The sequence below is a fragment of the Clostridiaceae bacterium HFYG-1003 genome (genome assembly GCA_024579835.1).
In the GTDB taxonomy this organism is placed as follows: Bacteria; Bacillota; Clostridia; order Clostridiales; family Clostridiaceae; genus JG1575.
Genome location: CP102060.1, coordinates 2,768,008 through 2,782,778 on the forward strand (window position 1 = coordinate 2,768,008; position 14,771 = coordinate 2,782,778).

The following is a 14,771-nucleotide window of genomic DNA, read 5'->3' on the forward strand; positions in this document are numbered from 1 at the left end:
GATTTATACCTCCGCGATGGCACCGAAGCCACAGGTTTCGATGCAGGCGCCACATTTAATACATTTGTCCTGGTCAATGGCATAGGGTTCTCTGATTTTTCCGTGGATCGCTTGCGCCGGACAAATCCGGGAACACTTGCTGCAGCCCTTGCACAGCTGAGGATCAATCTTGATCGTCTTAAGCGCCTGGCAGACGCCGGCCCGGCATTTCTTGTCCACAATATGCTCCACATACTCATCCCGGAAGTACTTCAGGGTGGAGAGAATCGGATTGGCGGCGGTTTTGCCCAGTCCGCACAGGGACGTGTCGGTGACGGTGTGAGCCAGTTCTTCCAGCAGGTCCAGATCATCCAGGGTGGCTTTGCCGGCAACGATCTTTTCCATGATGCTCAGCATCCGCTTGGTGCCTTCCCGACAGGGAACGCACTTGCCGCAGGACTCATTCTGGGTGAAGTTCATGAAGAAGCGGGCAACTTCAACGATGCAGGTGCTTTCATCCATGACAACCATACCGCCGGAGCCGATCATGGCGCCGACACTGGACAGAGAATCAAAGTCCAGGGGAAGATCCATGTGCTCATCGGTGAGACAGCCGCCGGAGGGTCCGCCGATCTGAACCGCCTTGAATTCCTTGCCGTCCTTGATACCGCCGCAGGCGCCGAAAATGATCTCGCGCAGCGGGGTACCCATCGGCACTTCAACAATTCCGGTATTGTTGACATTTCCGGTGACAGAGAACGCCTTGGTTCCCGGGCTGGACTCCGTCCCGTAGGAACGGAACCATTCCGCGCCGTTGGTGATGATATATCGTAAATTGGCATAGGTTTCGACGTTGTTGAGGACGGTCGGCTTCTTGTACAGACCTTCCTCGACGGTCCGCTTGGCCTTGACCCGGGGCATGCCGCGCTCTCCTTCAATGGAGGCAATGAGGGCACTGCCTTCACCGCAGACGAATGCTCCGGCTCCCTGGTTGATGTGGATATCAAAATTCAGGCCGCTTCCCAGGATGTTTTCACCCAGCAAGCCATACTCTCTGGCGTGTTCGATGGCTTTGGTCATGCGCTTGACCGCCTGGGGATATTCCGCCCGGACGTAGATATAACCCTCGGTCGCCTTGGTGGCGAAGGCGGCAATGATCATGCCTTCGAGGATGCTGTGCGGGATTCCTTCCATGATGCACTTGTCCATGAAGGCACCTGGGTCTCCTTCGTCGGCATTGCAGATGACGTACTTCTCACCGGACTCAAAGGACAGAACCTGGGACCATTTGGTACCGGCACTGAATCCGCCGCCCCCTCTGCCCCGCAGCTTGGATCCCAGAACTTCGTCGCAGACCTGCCGGGGGGTCATTTCCTCCAGCGCTTTGGCCAGGGCCATATAGCCGCCCCGGGCAATATATTCTTCAATGGATTCCGGGTCGATCAGACCGCAGTCCTCCAGCACCAGCCGGGTCTGCATCGCATAGAACGGAATGTCTTCTCTGGTGGAGAACACTTCGTCGTCCCGCTGGAACAGCAGCCGGGTGATGGGCTCTTCCTCTTTCATCATTCCGTCGATAATCTCTTCACAGTCCTCTGGCCGGACCTTGGTATAGAGCAGGTTGCCCGGTTCGATCCGAACCAGCGGACCGGCTTCGCAAAGACCGGAACAGCCGCTTTTCTTCAACAAGATTCCGTCCTGCTTTTCCTCGGCTTCGCGAATGACTTCAACTTTGGCCTCCACGTTCTTTTCCCGGATCACCCGCTCAAACTCGGCACAGACCTTCAGCGCGCCGCTGGCGACACAGCCCGTTCCGGTACAGACAACGATCTGCTTGACCGGAGCTTCCAGCGTCCGGCGATACTGCTCGTGGCAGGCTCTTAATTCTTCACTAGTTCTGATTTTCATTCGCTTCGCCCTCACGGATGGATTTGACTAAATCCTGTACTTTAGCAGGGGTCATTCTGGCATGGACATCATCATCCACATTCAGAACCGGTGCAAGACTGCACGCTCCCAGGCAGGAAACCTGCTCAAGCGTCACCAGCATATCTTCCGTTGTCTTACTTTTCCCGGTCAGATTAAGCTCTTTGCGCAGACCATCGAGCACCAGCTGCGATTTGCGAATGTGGCAGGCAGTTCCGTCACATACTTTGATAATGTGCTTTCCCTTGGGCTCGAGTGAAAAGTTTTCGTAGAAAGTGGCTACGCCATAAATCTTGGCTGAGCTGACATCGAGTCGTTCCGACACATAGTTAATCGCTTCTTCCGGCAGATACCGGTATTTCTTCTGGATCCCCTGAAGAATGCTGATGATCGATGACGGGTTAAAATTGTGTTCCAGCAGAATCTGGTCCACGGTTTCCCTGATTTCCTGAGTTTGCATCTTAATCCTCCCCTGTGCACGTTCATTAATTATTGATAGATTCTCAACAGACCGATGTATTTTTGTTAACGATTTGTCGATACTATAATATACTACAGAATTAAACTGGGTCAATTCTATTTATCCGCTTATATATATTTAATGAAACATTCTGAGTTTTGCTTCGAAATCGGAACCGGATTCATGATTCTGTCACTGAAATCGTATGCTTATATTTTCATAATTCTTGCCATATTTCTTTTTATCCCCTGAAATGCTTTGATGGCATCAAATTGTATATCACTGAAAAACAGCCAATAAAGCCAGCTCACGCATCCGATCCCATTTGATCGAAGCGCAGCTGGCTTTGCCTGGCTGATAAATTGATTATTTTCAATGAAAAAGCGACCTTTTCAAGTGATATGTACAAAGATCTAACGATAAGGTTCCATCTGTTCCATTTATATCACAGAACTGTTATAAATTTAATGGACCGCTGCGAAACCGCTCAATCATTTCGCCGGTCAGGCTGATCTTTAGTTCCGGCACCGGAATCTCGCTTCGATCCAGCCAGACCCCCAGCGCCAGCTCCTCTTCCTGCAGGGTGATCGTGTCATCGCCGTCGAGTTCGGCGAAAAATCCCGCCAGAATCGAATCAGAAAACGGCCAGGGCTGGCTTTTGTAGAAGGACAGGTTTTTCACCCGGAGCCCCACTTCTTCCAGGACTTCGCGGTGGACTGCCTCCTCCAGGGTTTCCCCCACTTCGACAAAGCCGGCAATGAGGGCAAAATTGGCGTAGGGCCGCCCCCTGTATTTGGTCAGAAGCAGGCGGCTGTCATGGTGCACCGCAACGATGACGCAGGGCGAAATCTTGGGATAAGCCTGAAACCCGCAGGCCGGACAATACAGCATCCGCTCAGTGTTCGAATGAACCGTCGGCTTGCCGCAGCGGCTGCAGAACGCATGGTCCTGATACCAGCGGTTCAGCTGCCAGCCAATGGCGCCGGCAAAGGAGCGCCAGTACTTGGTTTCCGTCCGAAACCGGCTGGTGGAGGCATAGATCCATCCCGGAACGACATCAAGTTCCTGTTCCTTCACCAGGAAGAATCTGATCTCATCAATCACAAAGAGAAACTGGGCCTCGTCCATCAGATGGGGGCAGGATTCGAAAAAATCCGCAAACGACGGGTACCATAGCTTATCCTTTTCTTCCCGGACCAGCACCTGGTCCCCGGAAAAGGAAAGAAACCGGTCGTCCGGGTTGGGTCTGACATTGTGAAACTGATTTTGAAACACGCGGGGCTCTATATCCTGGATCATAACATTCCTCCTGGAAAAATCATTTCGTCCTGCTGTTTTCTCCGAAAGCTCTGACCAGCTCAGCGGAGGCCTTCGAGGCGACTAAGCTTTTGAGGCAACTAAGCCTTTGAAAGCATTTGTTGGTGCGCTGACTGCGATCGGCGCTGTATTTTATTAAGCAGGTATCTGGATGAATTCTAGCATCATCAAACGGTTATTTCCACATCGATCAGCTCAATGGAGTCCCCCACACCAGTTAATTTCCTTCGCAACTGCTTCCGATGTCCCGCACATCAGGCTCCGGATAACCGGGTCGATTCTACCGCAGGTGCTGGTGGATTGTGACCCTGGTTGTATATACCAGATTGTCAATGACGGGACAGCGTTTCTCAACTTCCGAGGTCCAGCGGCTGAGCTGTTCCGGAGCCGCGTCACTCTCCACATCGACGACGATCCGAATTTCCGAGAATCCCGCCCGTTCATCCTGGGAGATCCCGAAAAAAGCCTCCGAATTAATGGATCCGTCCACTTTGGTATTCAGTTTCGTGATGGTCATTCCCAGCTCTTTGGCCACCTGCATTCCGATCGCCACAATACATCCGGAGACGGCTCCCAATAGATAGGCCACCGGGCTGGGGGCTTTGTTGCAGCCGCCGAAGCTTTCCGGTTCGTCGATGACAAACCGGAACTCCCCGGCCTGAATTATCGTTTCCGTGGTTCCGTTGGAGAAGCCCTCAATGGAGATCACAGATCCCTTGCTCTTTGCTGTATTCATCAGTCTGCCTGCCGTTCGGATGCCAGTCGGTTTTTAACCAGTGCCACAAACAGCTCAACCCCGTAAGCCAACGCCGCCTCGTCCATTTTATAGTTCGGGTTGTGGTGCGGTCGGTCCGCACCTTGTTCCGAATTTCGGGTGCCTAATTCCAGGAACGCGCCGGGACATTCGGCCTGGAACGCAGAAAAATCCTCTCCCGGCATGACCGGATCGATGTAGGTAAAGCTCTCCGGTCCGAAGGTGTCGGCAATGATCTGTTCCACCTGCTCCATGAGACCGGCATCGTTGATGACCGGGGCATAGCCCAGGGAATAAGTAAAGTCATAGCCTGCCCCAAAGCTTTGGGTGATGCCTTTGACGATCTGCTCGATTTTTTCAGGCAGCGCCTGCCGGATCTGCGGTCTGAAGGATCTGGTGGAACCAGTGATCTCCATAGTTTCGGGAATGATATTGTAGGCCTGGCCAGCCGATAACTGGCAGGCTGACAGCACCACCATGTCAATGGCGGCGGTCTGTCGGGATACGATGCTTTGCAGCGCGACAATGACATGGGAGCCGATGACCACGGGATCGACGGTCCCTTCCGGGAAGGCCGAATGTCCCCCTTTGCCCCGGATCGTGATGTCAAACCGGTCGGTCGCCGCAGTGAGGGGTCCGGTCCTGAGGCCGAAGGTACAGGTGTCATAAGCCGAGGATAAATGCAGTCCATAGACTTCATCCACGCCATCCATGACCCCGGCCTTCACCATTTCGACGGCTCCGCCGGGCGGCACTTCCTCGGCATGCTGGAACAAAAGCCGGACTTCCCCGTTCAGCTGGTCTGACAGCGCACTCAACAGCCGGGCCGTGCCCAGCAGAATCGCCGCATGACCGTCATGGCCGCAGGCATGCATGACCCCTTTCCTGATCGAAGCGTACGGCAGCTCGTTGACCTCCTCAATAGGCAGGGCATCAATATCGGCCCGGAGAGCGATGGTCCGGCCCGGCTTTTTCCCGGTGATCACGCCCATCACACTCGTCGGGGTAGGCCGTGATACCACAATGCCGCCAAACCCCCTTAACTTTTCCTCAATATACGCGCTGGTTTCCTCTTCCTGAAAGGACAGCTCCGGGTATTGGTGAAAATGCCGCCTCCATTCGATCAGCTCCGGCTCGATCTGCAATACATCCTGGGATATTTTCCTGGTCATTTGATTACCTCACCTAATAAAAGTATTTTTGTTGGTTATTTGGTTATTTGGTTTACTGGCTTGTCTTTGCCTTCGTTCTCTTCTTTGCCGCTTTGTCTTCTTTCTCTTCTGTGCATTCTTTGCATTCTTTGCATTCTTCGCTGCTTTGCCTTCTTGCCACTTTCCAGCCTGGGGTTCTTCCAGATCCGGGAGAGCATGCGCAGCCAGGAATCATCCGGGTTATTGGAAACAGTGTAAAATTATTAATTTATGCAATCGATTATTCAGGTGGTCTATTTACCATTTTACATCATGAAACCGGGGAAATTTAGCGAACAATAAATTTATTATACCTTTATCAATATAATATTGACTTGAATCCACCTGAACCAATATACTTGATTTGTTAATAAATAATGTACGTTTTGAATAAAAATACAATCCAGAACCTGATAAATGTGTGCGGCTCACCTCCCGGTTGAATCAATCCATGATTTGATTCGCTCGGGCCGAGCGACGATCAGTCCCTGGAGGTCAAAGCGAAGGCTGCAAAGCACCCGGTCCCGCCGCTCACCCGGAGGACCGGGGGTATTTTATAGGAGGAATCATTCATGGAATCAAAAAAAAGGGGACTCTTCTCGGACTGGCGAGTACATGTCATTATGGCTGCCCTCGTCATTGTGGCTGAATTGATCGGAATTCAGAAATTCAAATTCGGAATCATCAGCTTCTCACTTCTGCCAATGCTCTTTGCGCTCGTAATGGGTGTCATTCTCTCTCAGTTCAAGGGACTCATCTCCAAGAAGGACATGGAGACGGCTTCCCCTTATATCGGCATCACCGTCATGGCACTCATCGCCTGGATGGGCGCCTCCGTCGGACCAAACCTGCAGAAGCTGTTTGAAGCCGGCCCGGCTCTGATTCTTCAGGAGATTGGCAACCTGTTCACGGTTTTGTTCGCTCTGCCCGTCGCCGTTCTTTTGTTAAAGATGGACCGGACCGCCGTCGGTTCTTCCTTCTCCATTTCCCGGGAAGGTTCCCTGGCAATTATCGGCGATTTATACGGACTGGATTCCCCGGAAGGCCGTGGGGTCATGGGCTCCTATATCACCGGTACCCTGCTGGGAACCGTGTTCAACAGCATTCTGGCGTCAATCGCCCTGAATATTGCATTCTTCCACCCCGAATCATTGGCCATGGCAGCAGGTACCGGCTCTGCCTCCATGATGACTGCGGCTCTGGCTCCCATCGTTGAAGCCTTCCCGGACAAAGCGCAGGTGCTCTCGGCCTATGCCTCTTCCAGCCAGCTTCTGACCTCCATTGACGGACCCTATATCGGAATTTTCGTCGCCATTCCGTTCACCAACTGGCTTTATAAGAAGCTGAAAGGCAGACAGGGACTGGAAGCGGAAAAAACTAAGAAAGTCATCCTCAAAGAACTCTCCGAAGAAGAAAAGGATGGTATCCTGCTGGAAGAACCGGAAGTGGTTGAGAACGTCTGGTTCACCCGTGTCAAGGTGCTCATTATTTCAGGCATCATGGCCGCGGTGGCAAACTACATCATGACCTCGAAAGCCGGCAAGCCCGTCACACCCGACCAGGCACTCCCCGGACTGGCCATCATGGCCGTCATTATTCTGTTCAGCTACTGGGTTCAGGAAGTGCTGGCCAAACACACCCGCATCAATCTCCCGGCCATCATCTATGTATCCCTCATCACTTCGGTTCTTTGTGTTCCCCAGCTCTTCGGGGAAACATCAAAATTCATCGTGGCAAAGATCATGACCGTTGGTCTGCTGCCGCTGTGCACTCCGATCCTGGCCTACGCCGGTATTGCCACCGGCAAGGACATGGCTGCCTTCAAGCAGCAGGGCTTCAAGATCATCCTGGTCTCCCTGCTGACGTTCATGGGAACCTTTGTGGGATCCGCGCTGATCGCGGAAGTGGTCATGCGCCTCTCCGGTGCATTCTAGAAGCATTCGCCGCATCGGCAGCAGATGAATAGCAGGAAATGAAAAAAATATGCAAATGAGATGGCAGGTTGAATGCGCTTCAACCTGCCATTTCTCTGTGGTTTATTCCTGTTGATGGTTCGGAACTAATTCAGAACGAAGCCGTACTTGACGGGGTCGGTTTCGTCGATGACGAACTGATTGAACCCGGTAATCCAGGCCGAACCGGTGATCTGTGGAATGAATGCGTCAAACTCGCCCACGGTTGTCGTTTCCACGAGCTTGCCACGGAAGATGGTTCCGGTGATGGACTCATAGACAAACTCTTCGCCCAGTTTCAGTTCGCCCTTGGCGCCCAGGGCGGCCATTTTCGCACTGGTTCCGGTGCCGCAGGGTGAGCGGTCAATCTGGCGTTCCCCGAAAATAACCACATTTTTGTAATTGGCTTCCGGATGAGTCGGTGCGCCATAGATTTCCACCAGGTCCACCGTATTGATGTGCGGCAGCGTCGGGTGCTGCACCCGGATTTCGCGGTTGATGACATCGCGCAGCTCCGTGGCCATTTTCAGAAGCCGTTCGCTGTTTTCCGGTTCGATGGTGCAGCCGAAGTACTCATCGCGGATCAGGGCAAAGAACGATCCGCCAAACGCGATGTCAAAGGTCACTTCCCCCAGCAGCGGAGTGACCAGACGGACATCCCGGCGATACAGGAAGGACGGGACATTGGTTACTGTTACGGATCGGGCCTTGCTGCCCTCGACCCGGACCTGAGCCCGGACCAAACCGGCCGGCGCGTCCAGCGTCACATGGGTTACCGGCTCCACCATGGGGACAATGCCGGTCTCGACCGCGGCCGTCGCCGCGCCGATGGTGCCGTGTCCGCACATGTTGAGATAGCCCTTGCCATCCATAAATATAATTCCGAAGTCCGCTTCCTCACTGACGGGTGAGGTCAGGACTGAGCCGAACATGTTGGCATGACCCCTGGGCTCCAGCATGACGGCCCGGCGCAGCCAGTCCAGATTCTGTTCCAGATATTCCCGTTTTTCGGCCATGGTCTGGCCCGGGATATTCGGGACGCCTCCCGTGATAATCCGGGTTGGCTCCCCGGCGGTATGAGAATCGATTGCTTGTAACATCCTGGTGATAACCACGATTTCCCCTCCTGATGGTTTATAAACCTGTCTATGTTTTTTCTCGTTCGCTCAGCGGGTTGTCTTTGGTTTGATCCTGCCGGAAGCTGCCTGGGGCTAGACCCGAGCCATATATTCAAAGGGCAGCGGGACAATCATGCCGGCCGAAGAAATCTGGAACAGCTGCTCCAGGGTGGCCTTTAAAATGGCAGTCTGCATTTCAATGTTGTTCGGTTCACCGGCATTCGCCCCCATGGGTACCCGGGGGGCAACCGCTCTGGGCGTGCCGCTCTGCCGGACAACCGGCGGAAGTGCTGCGATGATGATGGTAGGAATCCCCGATTCCTCGATCGCCCGCTGTACAATGACAGCGGAACGATGACAGGTGCCTCAGCCAGCTGTCAGGACAACGGCATCCACCGCTTCTTCCTTCAGTTTTTTCGCGATGGCCGGACCGGTTTCATGCTGAAACTTGTCCTGGTCGCCGCCGCCGCCCATAAAGCCGTAATGCACCGGGGCAACTTCCTTGATGAAGCCCTCCCGGGCCAGCTCCTGCAGCCGGATAATGGGAAACATCGCGTTGATGTCCTTGTTGACATCGCCGTTGTCATAGCCGCCGTGCGAGACCATGAGGTCCTGGGCCCGGACATCGCCCGGGATCTCCCGGAATGAAAAGTCACCGGCCAGATTGAACCGCTCGTCAGTTTTCAGATGCACCCCCGCTGCTGAAGCGATGGCGATGCGCATATTCTTGAGTTCCCCGGTCACCTCGGTCCAGACCGGCGTAGGCGTTACGGGAACATAGATCTCAGACTGCAGACCCTTGATTATCGTCAAATCCATTGGTTTCCTCCTGATGTTTTCTGATGCTGTTCTGCTGATAGGTTTCATCGATCTCTCCGGAGAGCACTTCCGGATAGCTCATGACGAAGCCGACTTCCATTCCGACCTGGAGCGGCCAGTCCGTGATGATCATGCGCCGGGGCAGCCGGACATGACCCAGGCGGCCCTTCAGATCCAGGGCAACGCCGCCGTCGGTCACTTCGACAATGATGCCTTCCTGATAGTGTTCCGTCGAAAGATATTTCAGCTTTTCCATTATTCTTCCTTCTCGTAGATCTCGGCCCTCTTTCTGGATTTTTCCAGAACCTGCTCGTTGTCCTCGAGCCGGATGGTCCGGCCGGTGGCTTCCTCGATCACCTTGATGTTGTTCAGCTTCACCTGGCTGGTCCATTTGCGCTCCGCTTCCTTCACCGGTTCCCCGGCCATGACGGCTTTGATCATGGCAATGGCGCGGACGGCATCTTCCGGGGCCAGACAGTTGTTTTCCAGGATTTCGTTCTCGATTCCCTGTTTCGACTTGTTGTTGTCCACCATGTGCTTCATGTAGTCATTGCCCACGACCAGAGCGCCCTGAACGGCGCTGAAGGTCATGCCCACCACCGGGTAGCCCCGGCGGCCTACTTCTTCGTGATGCGCGGCAAAGTCAATGTGGTTGTTGCCGAAACCTTCGGTGGTAATGATGACGCCGTCGGGATCAATGGCTTCCACCGTCATGCCCAGACGGCGGGAGACGTAGAATTTTTCTGAGTTGATCTGGGGGGAGCCGACGAACAGAACGCCGCACAGGTCAATTTCCGGATCGGCCATGGCTTCCAGCACCAGAGGCTCCCGGAAATAATGGCGGGAGGTTTCCTTGGAAGCGGGTCCGATGCAGGTCAGGGCGTGAATTCCCCCGTCCAGAACCTCCAGCGGCGAGAGCATGACCGGCAGATTGCCCAGGTCGACATTGGCCTTGGCGCCAAAGGTTCCCACCGGTTCCAGCGGCAGGATCAGATTGTCATGCATTGCGCCCTGTCCCATGATCTCCTTAACGATGAGGAGCTTTTTGCGGCCCCGCCGTCTGACCTGGCGGAAGTCCTCATCCCGCACCATCACGCAGTCCTGCGCTTCCTTCAGCGCACTCCTGATTTCTTCGGTGATGAAGTCGGAGGCCTTGTGGGCCGCCAGCGGGCCGGGCCGTTCCATGTTGGTTCCGGCCTTGATCGTGACCTGCGTCTTGATGAAGAGATCGCCATGGTCCGGTGAACCGGGCCGGCCCCACATAATGTTGCGGTCCATCGGTCCCTCGGAGGAACCGAATTCACCGATCTGAACGCCGTTTTCATCGGTTCCGGTCACCACCAGCACCGCGCCGTCAATGACCCGGGTCACGCCAACGCCGAGCTCGCCTTCGACTTTCACCGCCACGGGCTGAACATCCATGATGGTCTCGGAATACTTGCTGTAGTCAGCCGGCGTGATGATTTCCAGTTTCAGGTCCGTCACCAGTTCCTGGGAAGCCACGGCATCGTGCTCAATTCCTTCCCGAATAAAGAGGGTTGTCCCCTGAATCTTTGTCTCGGGGCCGCGCCGGATCTCCTCAATTCGGATATAGCTGCGCTTCAGGCTGCGCAGCACCTGTTCGGAGTATTCCGGCTCACTGGGAGCTGCCGGTGCTGCCATCCCTTGAGACAGTCCCATCCCTACGGGAATTTTCAGGTCGATGTCGCGGCCTTCCCCGATATGAATATGAATGTACTGGGTTCCCTGGGCGGATCCCTCCACCTGAGGGGCGACTGACGCCGCGGGCTGAACCGGGACCGGTGCCTGAGAAGTCAGGGCGCTGACCGCAGGCAGCTCCACCACCGCCGGGGTCAGCGGGGTCAGCGCGTCCAATGTGGCCTTCAGCTTCCCGCCGAGGACTTCCCCGATGCTCAGGGCATCCGTCGGGAACTCCAGCAGTCCGGTTTCCAGAAGGTCCGGGAAAATGGCCGGATCCTCCAGGATTGACGCTTCAATGACCGAGCCGGCTTCAAACCGGCAGCAGGTGACTGCCTTGTCCCCGGCATGGGCCAGGGCTGTTTCCTTCGTAATCGACATGTATGTTCCTCCTCTGATCGAAGGTCCGCCGGGGACCTTTCGTGAAATCATCTATTTTGCAGTATGGTTCGGGAACCGGCAGTCCAGGGTTTCCCCTTCGTGCCTGGTTTCATGCGGAATGGATTAAAGCTGGGTTTCGTCGAAGGTGCGCAGCACCGGCTGGCCCATGGTGAGCAGCACATGGTCGGTGATATGTCGCACTTCCAGGCCCAGTTTGGGGGCCGACCCCATGACGGTGTTGGTGCAGTCGGAACAGTGTCCGATGAGGATCGTCTGTGCTCCCAGTTTTTTCAGAGCCAGAACTTTCTCAGCCTGTCCAGGGCAGTTTCCCGGGTTCATGCACTTATAAGTGCCGCGGCTTTCGACGGCGTTCTTGCAGACCTCGTGGCCGACAATCTCGCCGCCCATGGAGCGGGCAACCTGTTCCAGCCTCGGATAAAGCGGACCGCAGGCGCACTGGATAATGCCGACGCGGGAGGCTTCCAGCTGTTCAAAGGGCTGGGTCACGAGGATGCCGCCCAGGGTTTTTCCAACAGTATCTTCGCTGCTGCCTCGCCGTCCGGTGTAGGGACCGCCCAGCAGGATTTCGCCGGTCTCGCCGACGAATCCGCCGAAGGCTTCCAGCAGTTCGGCAACGGATTGCCCCAGGGGAACCCGCAGCACTATGGTCTCGCCCGGATCCAGATCCTTCAGCCGGCCGGCCACTGTCAGGTATTTATCCATGAGGGGCTTGCCCTCATCCACCGCATCGCGGATGGCGTAAAGGGTCTCGACGTTGAAAACCACCGCATTGGCCGCTGACGGCAGCTGAGTCGTTTCCAGGAGCTGGTTCAGGGTATCGCGGATCAGCGCCCGCTCCTCGCCCACCGGATAGACATTGCGCAGCGGGAGCACGCGGATGTTCTGAATCCCCTGGGCTTTGATGGCCGAAGTCAGCAGCTTGATTTCCGTGCGGTGCTTCAGTTTCATGCCGATGATGCCCTTGCCGGCGCCGGTGGCTTCCATGGCAATGGCAACAGCGCGCAGCAGTCCCTCGGGATCCTGCCGGATCTGATGCATGTTGTGCTCCAGCACCGGTTCGCATTCGGCCGCGTTGCACAGGACATAGCCGGACGGATCCAGGCGGGTGCCCAGTTTGACGTAGCTGGGGAAACCGGCACCGCCCAGGCCGATGATGCCTGCCCGCCGAACCGTGTCGGCGACTGACAAGCCCGGCTCCAGGCGGACATAATCAAATTCGGTCTGATCCGGCGGTGCCTCAATCACGATATAGCCGTCGGCGGCTGATGTCACGATTCCATTGGCGGGACTGTGCAAATCCACTCCCAGGGTGGTTTCATCGCAGCGGGCAATGACCTGGCCGCGCCGTACGTGTTCTCCGGCTCTGACCACAGCCTGGGGCGGCACCCCAATACCCTGCTTCAGAGCAATCTTCAGTTGGTGTGTCATGTTGGCTCCTTTGTTAAACGGGACCGCTGTTAAAATAATAAAATAATCCGGGTGATCCCTGTCAATTCGCAACGCTCTACCAATTATTGTTGCGAGTTTTTCAAAAATGAAAACGATATCTTGAGACACAATAAAAAACGAAGTTTCGTTGACGCCGAAAATTCGCTGCCTGTGGTTTATTTTGCTACATACATTCTATCTCATTCGAACGATTTGTTAAAGAAAAAACTAATATTCTGTCGCCCGCAGGCGAACAAAAAATTCTGCCTGTCAGATCAACGCTTTCATTTTAGCATAACTTTTGCCCTTCCCTGTTCTAATTTTGTGTTCCTGTTTTCCTTCCCGCAGAAACTGTATCTATTTTTCTTCTCATTACCGATCGGCTTCCAGACCAGCATCTGATTTTTGCGGGCAAAGGCCTGATCCAGAATCGGATCCAATCCGCAGCCGCCCGCTCAGCCCGTTTTGGAATTTGCTATACTTAAAGAACACACCCGGTTGCAAACCCGGGAATAAAAAAAAGAAGTGAGGCAGCAGCATGGAACTGGATCCGAACGAACTGAACTGGCATAAGAGACTGGCGGCTGAGACCTTCAACAGCGTCTGGGATCTCATGGAAAAACCGGACCGGAGCGATTATGAAACGCTGCGCATGATCCATACGGCGCATGCCTCGGTGGTCCATTGGAGCTATGTCGGGGAAGCCATCCACATGGCCCGGGGTGAGTGGCAGGTGTCCCGGGTCTACACCCTGGCCGGCATGCCGGAAAGCGCCCTGTACCACGGAAAGCGGTCCCTTGAAATCTGTCTCAATAACAACATCGGCGATTTTGATCTGGCGTTTGGCTATGAGGCAGTAGCCCGGGCCCTGAAACTGGGAGGACGGACCGAAGAATCCGAGGAGTACCTGCAGTCCGCCCGCAAGGCGGCCCAGGACATCGCGGAGGAGGGGGACCTCGCTTATTTCCTCAGTCAGCTGAGTGACTTATGATGGACCGGTCTGAATCAGCCGGCTGTCGGATCTGTCAGCTGGAATCCATCGCCCCTCCCATCTCAGGTGACTATCCGGAAGTGATCTATCGAACGGTCGGTGGCTGCGGTGCTGCCCAGTGGAGCTGGGTACGCTTTACCGCCAGCGACAGGGAGCTGTGGTGCGGTCAGTTTCAGGGAAAATTCCTGGGAGCCGCGCTCTCACCGGTACGGAGCGAAGCCCTGATCCTGACGGACCTGTTTCTCTACCGGCTGGACGGGAAAACCGGACAACTGCTCGAATGGATGGAAGGAATCAACTGGTCTCAGGTCACCGCTACTCCGGCCGGGGATTTTCTGATCGCTGACGATTATTCCATCTGCCGGATTGAATCCGGCTTAAGCGATCTGACCGATCTCCCCCTGCCGGTATCCCTGGAAGGCATTGAATTTGGCGCCTGGCAGAACGAGTTCCTGACCATCCGGGGCACTTTGTTTCTAAGCGGCGGAAAACAGGTGGAGCTGATCCTGGACTCAGGAGATGATTCCATCAACCTGAAAAATCCACTGGATATTCCACCGCCAATTGACGCAAGACCCATCCCGTCACCGATACGCCGGATGATGCCGCTGTTCCTTGTCCTCAGCCTGTTCCTGCTGATTGCTCTCCTCATTTGGTTGTTGCCAGACAGCTAGAAGGGTCCGTGAATGGAACGACTGACGAAAAATGCAAATCACTAATTTATCCATCTGATCAAA

13 protein-coding genes are annotated in these 14,771 nt (G+C 54.9%); 3 read left to right on the plus strand and 10 right to left on the minus strand.

Annotation, left to right across the window (positions count from 1 at the left end; translation table 11 throughout):
* Positions 1 to 3: 3 nt before the first annotated feature.
* From NQU17_12370 to NQU17_12390, 5 genes are all read right to left on the minus strand, one after another.
* Positions 4 to 1,887 (minus strand): NADH-quinone oxidoreductase subunit NuoF, encoded by a 1,884-nt coding sequence (locus NQU17_12370; GenBank protein UUM11435.1) that lies wholly within the window; start codon positions 1,885 to 1,887, stop codon positions 4 to 6.
* Complete coding sequence (locus NQU17_12375) at positions 1,871 to 2,365, minus strand: NAD(P)H-dependent oxidoreductase subunit E (protein UUM11436.1); 495 nt, start codon at positions 2,363 to 2,365, stop codon at positions 1,871 to 1,873. Before NQU17_12375 ends, NQU17_12370 begins: the two co-directional genes overlap by 17 nt.
* Before the next feature lie 456 nt (positions 2,366 to 2,821).
* Positions 2,822 to 3,664, minus strand: a complete 843-nt coding sequence (gene nudC, locus NQU17_12380; protein UUM11437.1) for an NAD(+) diphosphatase — start codon at positions 3,662 to 3,664, stop codon at positions 2,822 to 2,824.
* Between the two features lie 298 nt (positions 3,665 to 3,962).
* Positions 3,963 to 4,418, minus strand: a complete 456-nt coding sequence (locus NQU17_12385; protein UUM11438.1) for an OsmC family protein — start codon at positions 4,416 to 4,418, stop codon at positions 3,963 to 3,965.
* A complete protein-coding gene (locus tag NQU17_12390) occupies positions 4,418 to 5,608 on the minus strand; it encodes an amidohydrolase (GenBank protein ID UUM11439.1) in 1,191 nt (396 codons plus the stop codon). The genes NQU17_12385 and NQU17_12390 overlap by 1 nt, the downstream gene beginning before the upstream one ends.
* A 590-nt stretch (positions 5,609 to 6,198) precedes the next feature.
* Between NQU17_12390 and NQU17_12395 the strand changes: the two genes are divergently transcribed.
* Positions 6,199 to 7,560: a DUF3100 domain-containing protein gene (locus NQU17_12395; protein UUM11440.1), complete on the plus strand. Its 1,362-nt coding sequence runs from the start codon at positions 6,199 to 6,201 to the stop codon at positions 7,558 to 7,560.
* Positions 7,561 to 7,685: 125 nt separating this feature from the next.
* Here the strand turns inward: NQU17_12395 and NQU17_12400 are convergent, their stop codons facing one another.
* From NQU17_12400 to prdC, 5 genes are all read right to left on the minus strand, one after another.
* A complete protein-coding gene (locus NQU17_12400; protein UUM11441.1) occupies positions 7,686 to 8,693 on the minus strand; it encodes a proline racemase family protein in 1,008 nt (335 codons plus the stop codon).
* Positions 8,694 to 8,789: 96 nt separating this feature from the next.
* Complete coding sequence (gene prdB, locus NQU17_12405; GenBank protein UUM11442.1) at positions 8,790 to 9,515, minus strand: D-proline reductase (dithiol) protein PrdB; 726 nt, start codon at positions 9,513 to 9,515, stop codon at positions 8,790 to 8,792.
* Positions 9,481 to 9,771: a hypothetical protein gene (locus NQU17_12410; protein UUM11443.1), complete on the minus strand. Its 291-nt coding sequence runs from the start codon at positions 9,769 to 9,771 to the stop codon at positions 9,481 to 9,483. The genes prdB and NQU17_12410 overlap by 35 nt, the downstream gene beginning before the upstream one ends.
* Complete coding sequence (prdA, locus tag NQU17_12415; GenBank protein UUM11444.1) at positions 9,771 to 11,594, minus strand: D-proline reductase (dithiol) proprotein PrdA; 1,824 nt, start codon at positions 11,592 to 11,594, stop codon at positions 9,771 to 9,773. Before prdA ends, NQU17_12410 begins: the two co-directional genes overlap by 1 nt.
* A gap of 123 nt (positions 11,595 to 11,717) precedes the next feature.
* Positions 11,718 to 13,043: a proline reductase-associated electron transfer protein PrdC gene (gene prdC / locus NQU17_12420; protein ID UUM11445.1), complete on the minus strand. Its 1,326-nt coding sequence runs from the start codon at positions 13,041 to 13,043 to the stop codon at positions 11,718 to 11,720.
* A gap of 538 nt (positions 13,044 to 13,581) precedes the next feature.
* On the opposite strand from prdC, the gene NQU17_12425 reads away from it, so the two are divergent.
* A complete protein-coding gene (locus NQU17_12425) occupies positions 13,582 to 14,034 on the plus strand; it encodes a hypothetical protein (GenBank protein ID UUM11446.1) in 453 nt (150 codons plus the stop codon).
* Positions 14,031 to 14,708, plus strand: coding sequence for a hypothetical protein (locus NQU17_12430; GenBank protein ID UUM11447.1), 678 nt, complete (start codon positions 14,031 to 14,033; stop codon positions 14,706 to 14,708). Before NQU17_12425 ends, NQU17_12430 begins: the two co-directional genes overlap by 4 nt.
* Positions 14,709 to 14,771: the final 63 nt, after the last annotated feature.

Coding starts and splice junctions, on each gene's coding strand:
- NQU17_12370 (UUM11435.1), bottom strand. CDS start 1,887: ATGAAAATCAGAACTAGTGAAGAATTAAGAGCCTGCCACGAGCAGTAT.
- NQU17_12375 (UUM11436.1), bottom strand. CDS start 2,365: ATGCAAACTCAGGAAATCAGGGAAACCGTGGACCAGATTCTGCTGGAA.
- nudC (UUM11437.1), bottom strand. CDS start 3,664: ATGATCCAGGATATAGAGCCCCGCGTGTTTCAAAATCAGTTTCACAAT.
- NQU17_12385 (UUM11438.1), bottom strand. CDS start 4,418: ATGAATACAGCAAAGAGCAAGGGATCTGTGATCTCCATTGAGGGCTTC.
- NQU17_12390 (UUM11439.1), bottom strand. CDS start 5,608: ATGACCAGGAAAATATCCCAGGATGTATTGCAGATCGAGCCGGAGCTG.
- NQU17_12395 (UUM11440.1), top strand. CDS start 6,199: ATGGAATCAAAAAAAAGGGGACTCTTCTCGGACTGGCGAGTACATGTC.
- NQU17_12410 (UUM11443.1), bottom strand. CDS start 9,771: ATGGAAAAGCTGAAATATCTTTCGACGGAACACTATCAGGAAGGCATC.
- prdA (UUM11444.1), bottom strand. CDS start 11,594: ATGTCGATTACGAAGGAAACAGCCCTGGCCCATGCCGGGGACAAGGCA.
- prdC (UUM11445.1), bottom strand. CDS start 13,043: ATGACACACCAACTGAAGATTGCTCTGAAGCAGGGTATTGGGGTGCCG.
- NQU17_12425 (UUM11446.1), top strand. CDS start 13,582: ATGGAACTGGATCCGAACGAACTGAACTGGCATAAGAGACTGGCGGCT.
- NQU17_12430 (UUM11447.1), top strand. CDS start 14,031: ATGATGGACCGGTCTGAATCAGCCGGCTGTCGGATCTGTCAGCTGGAA.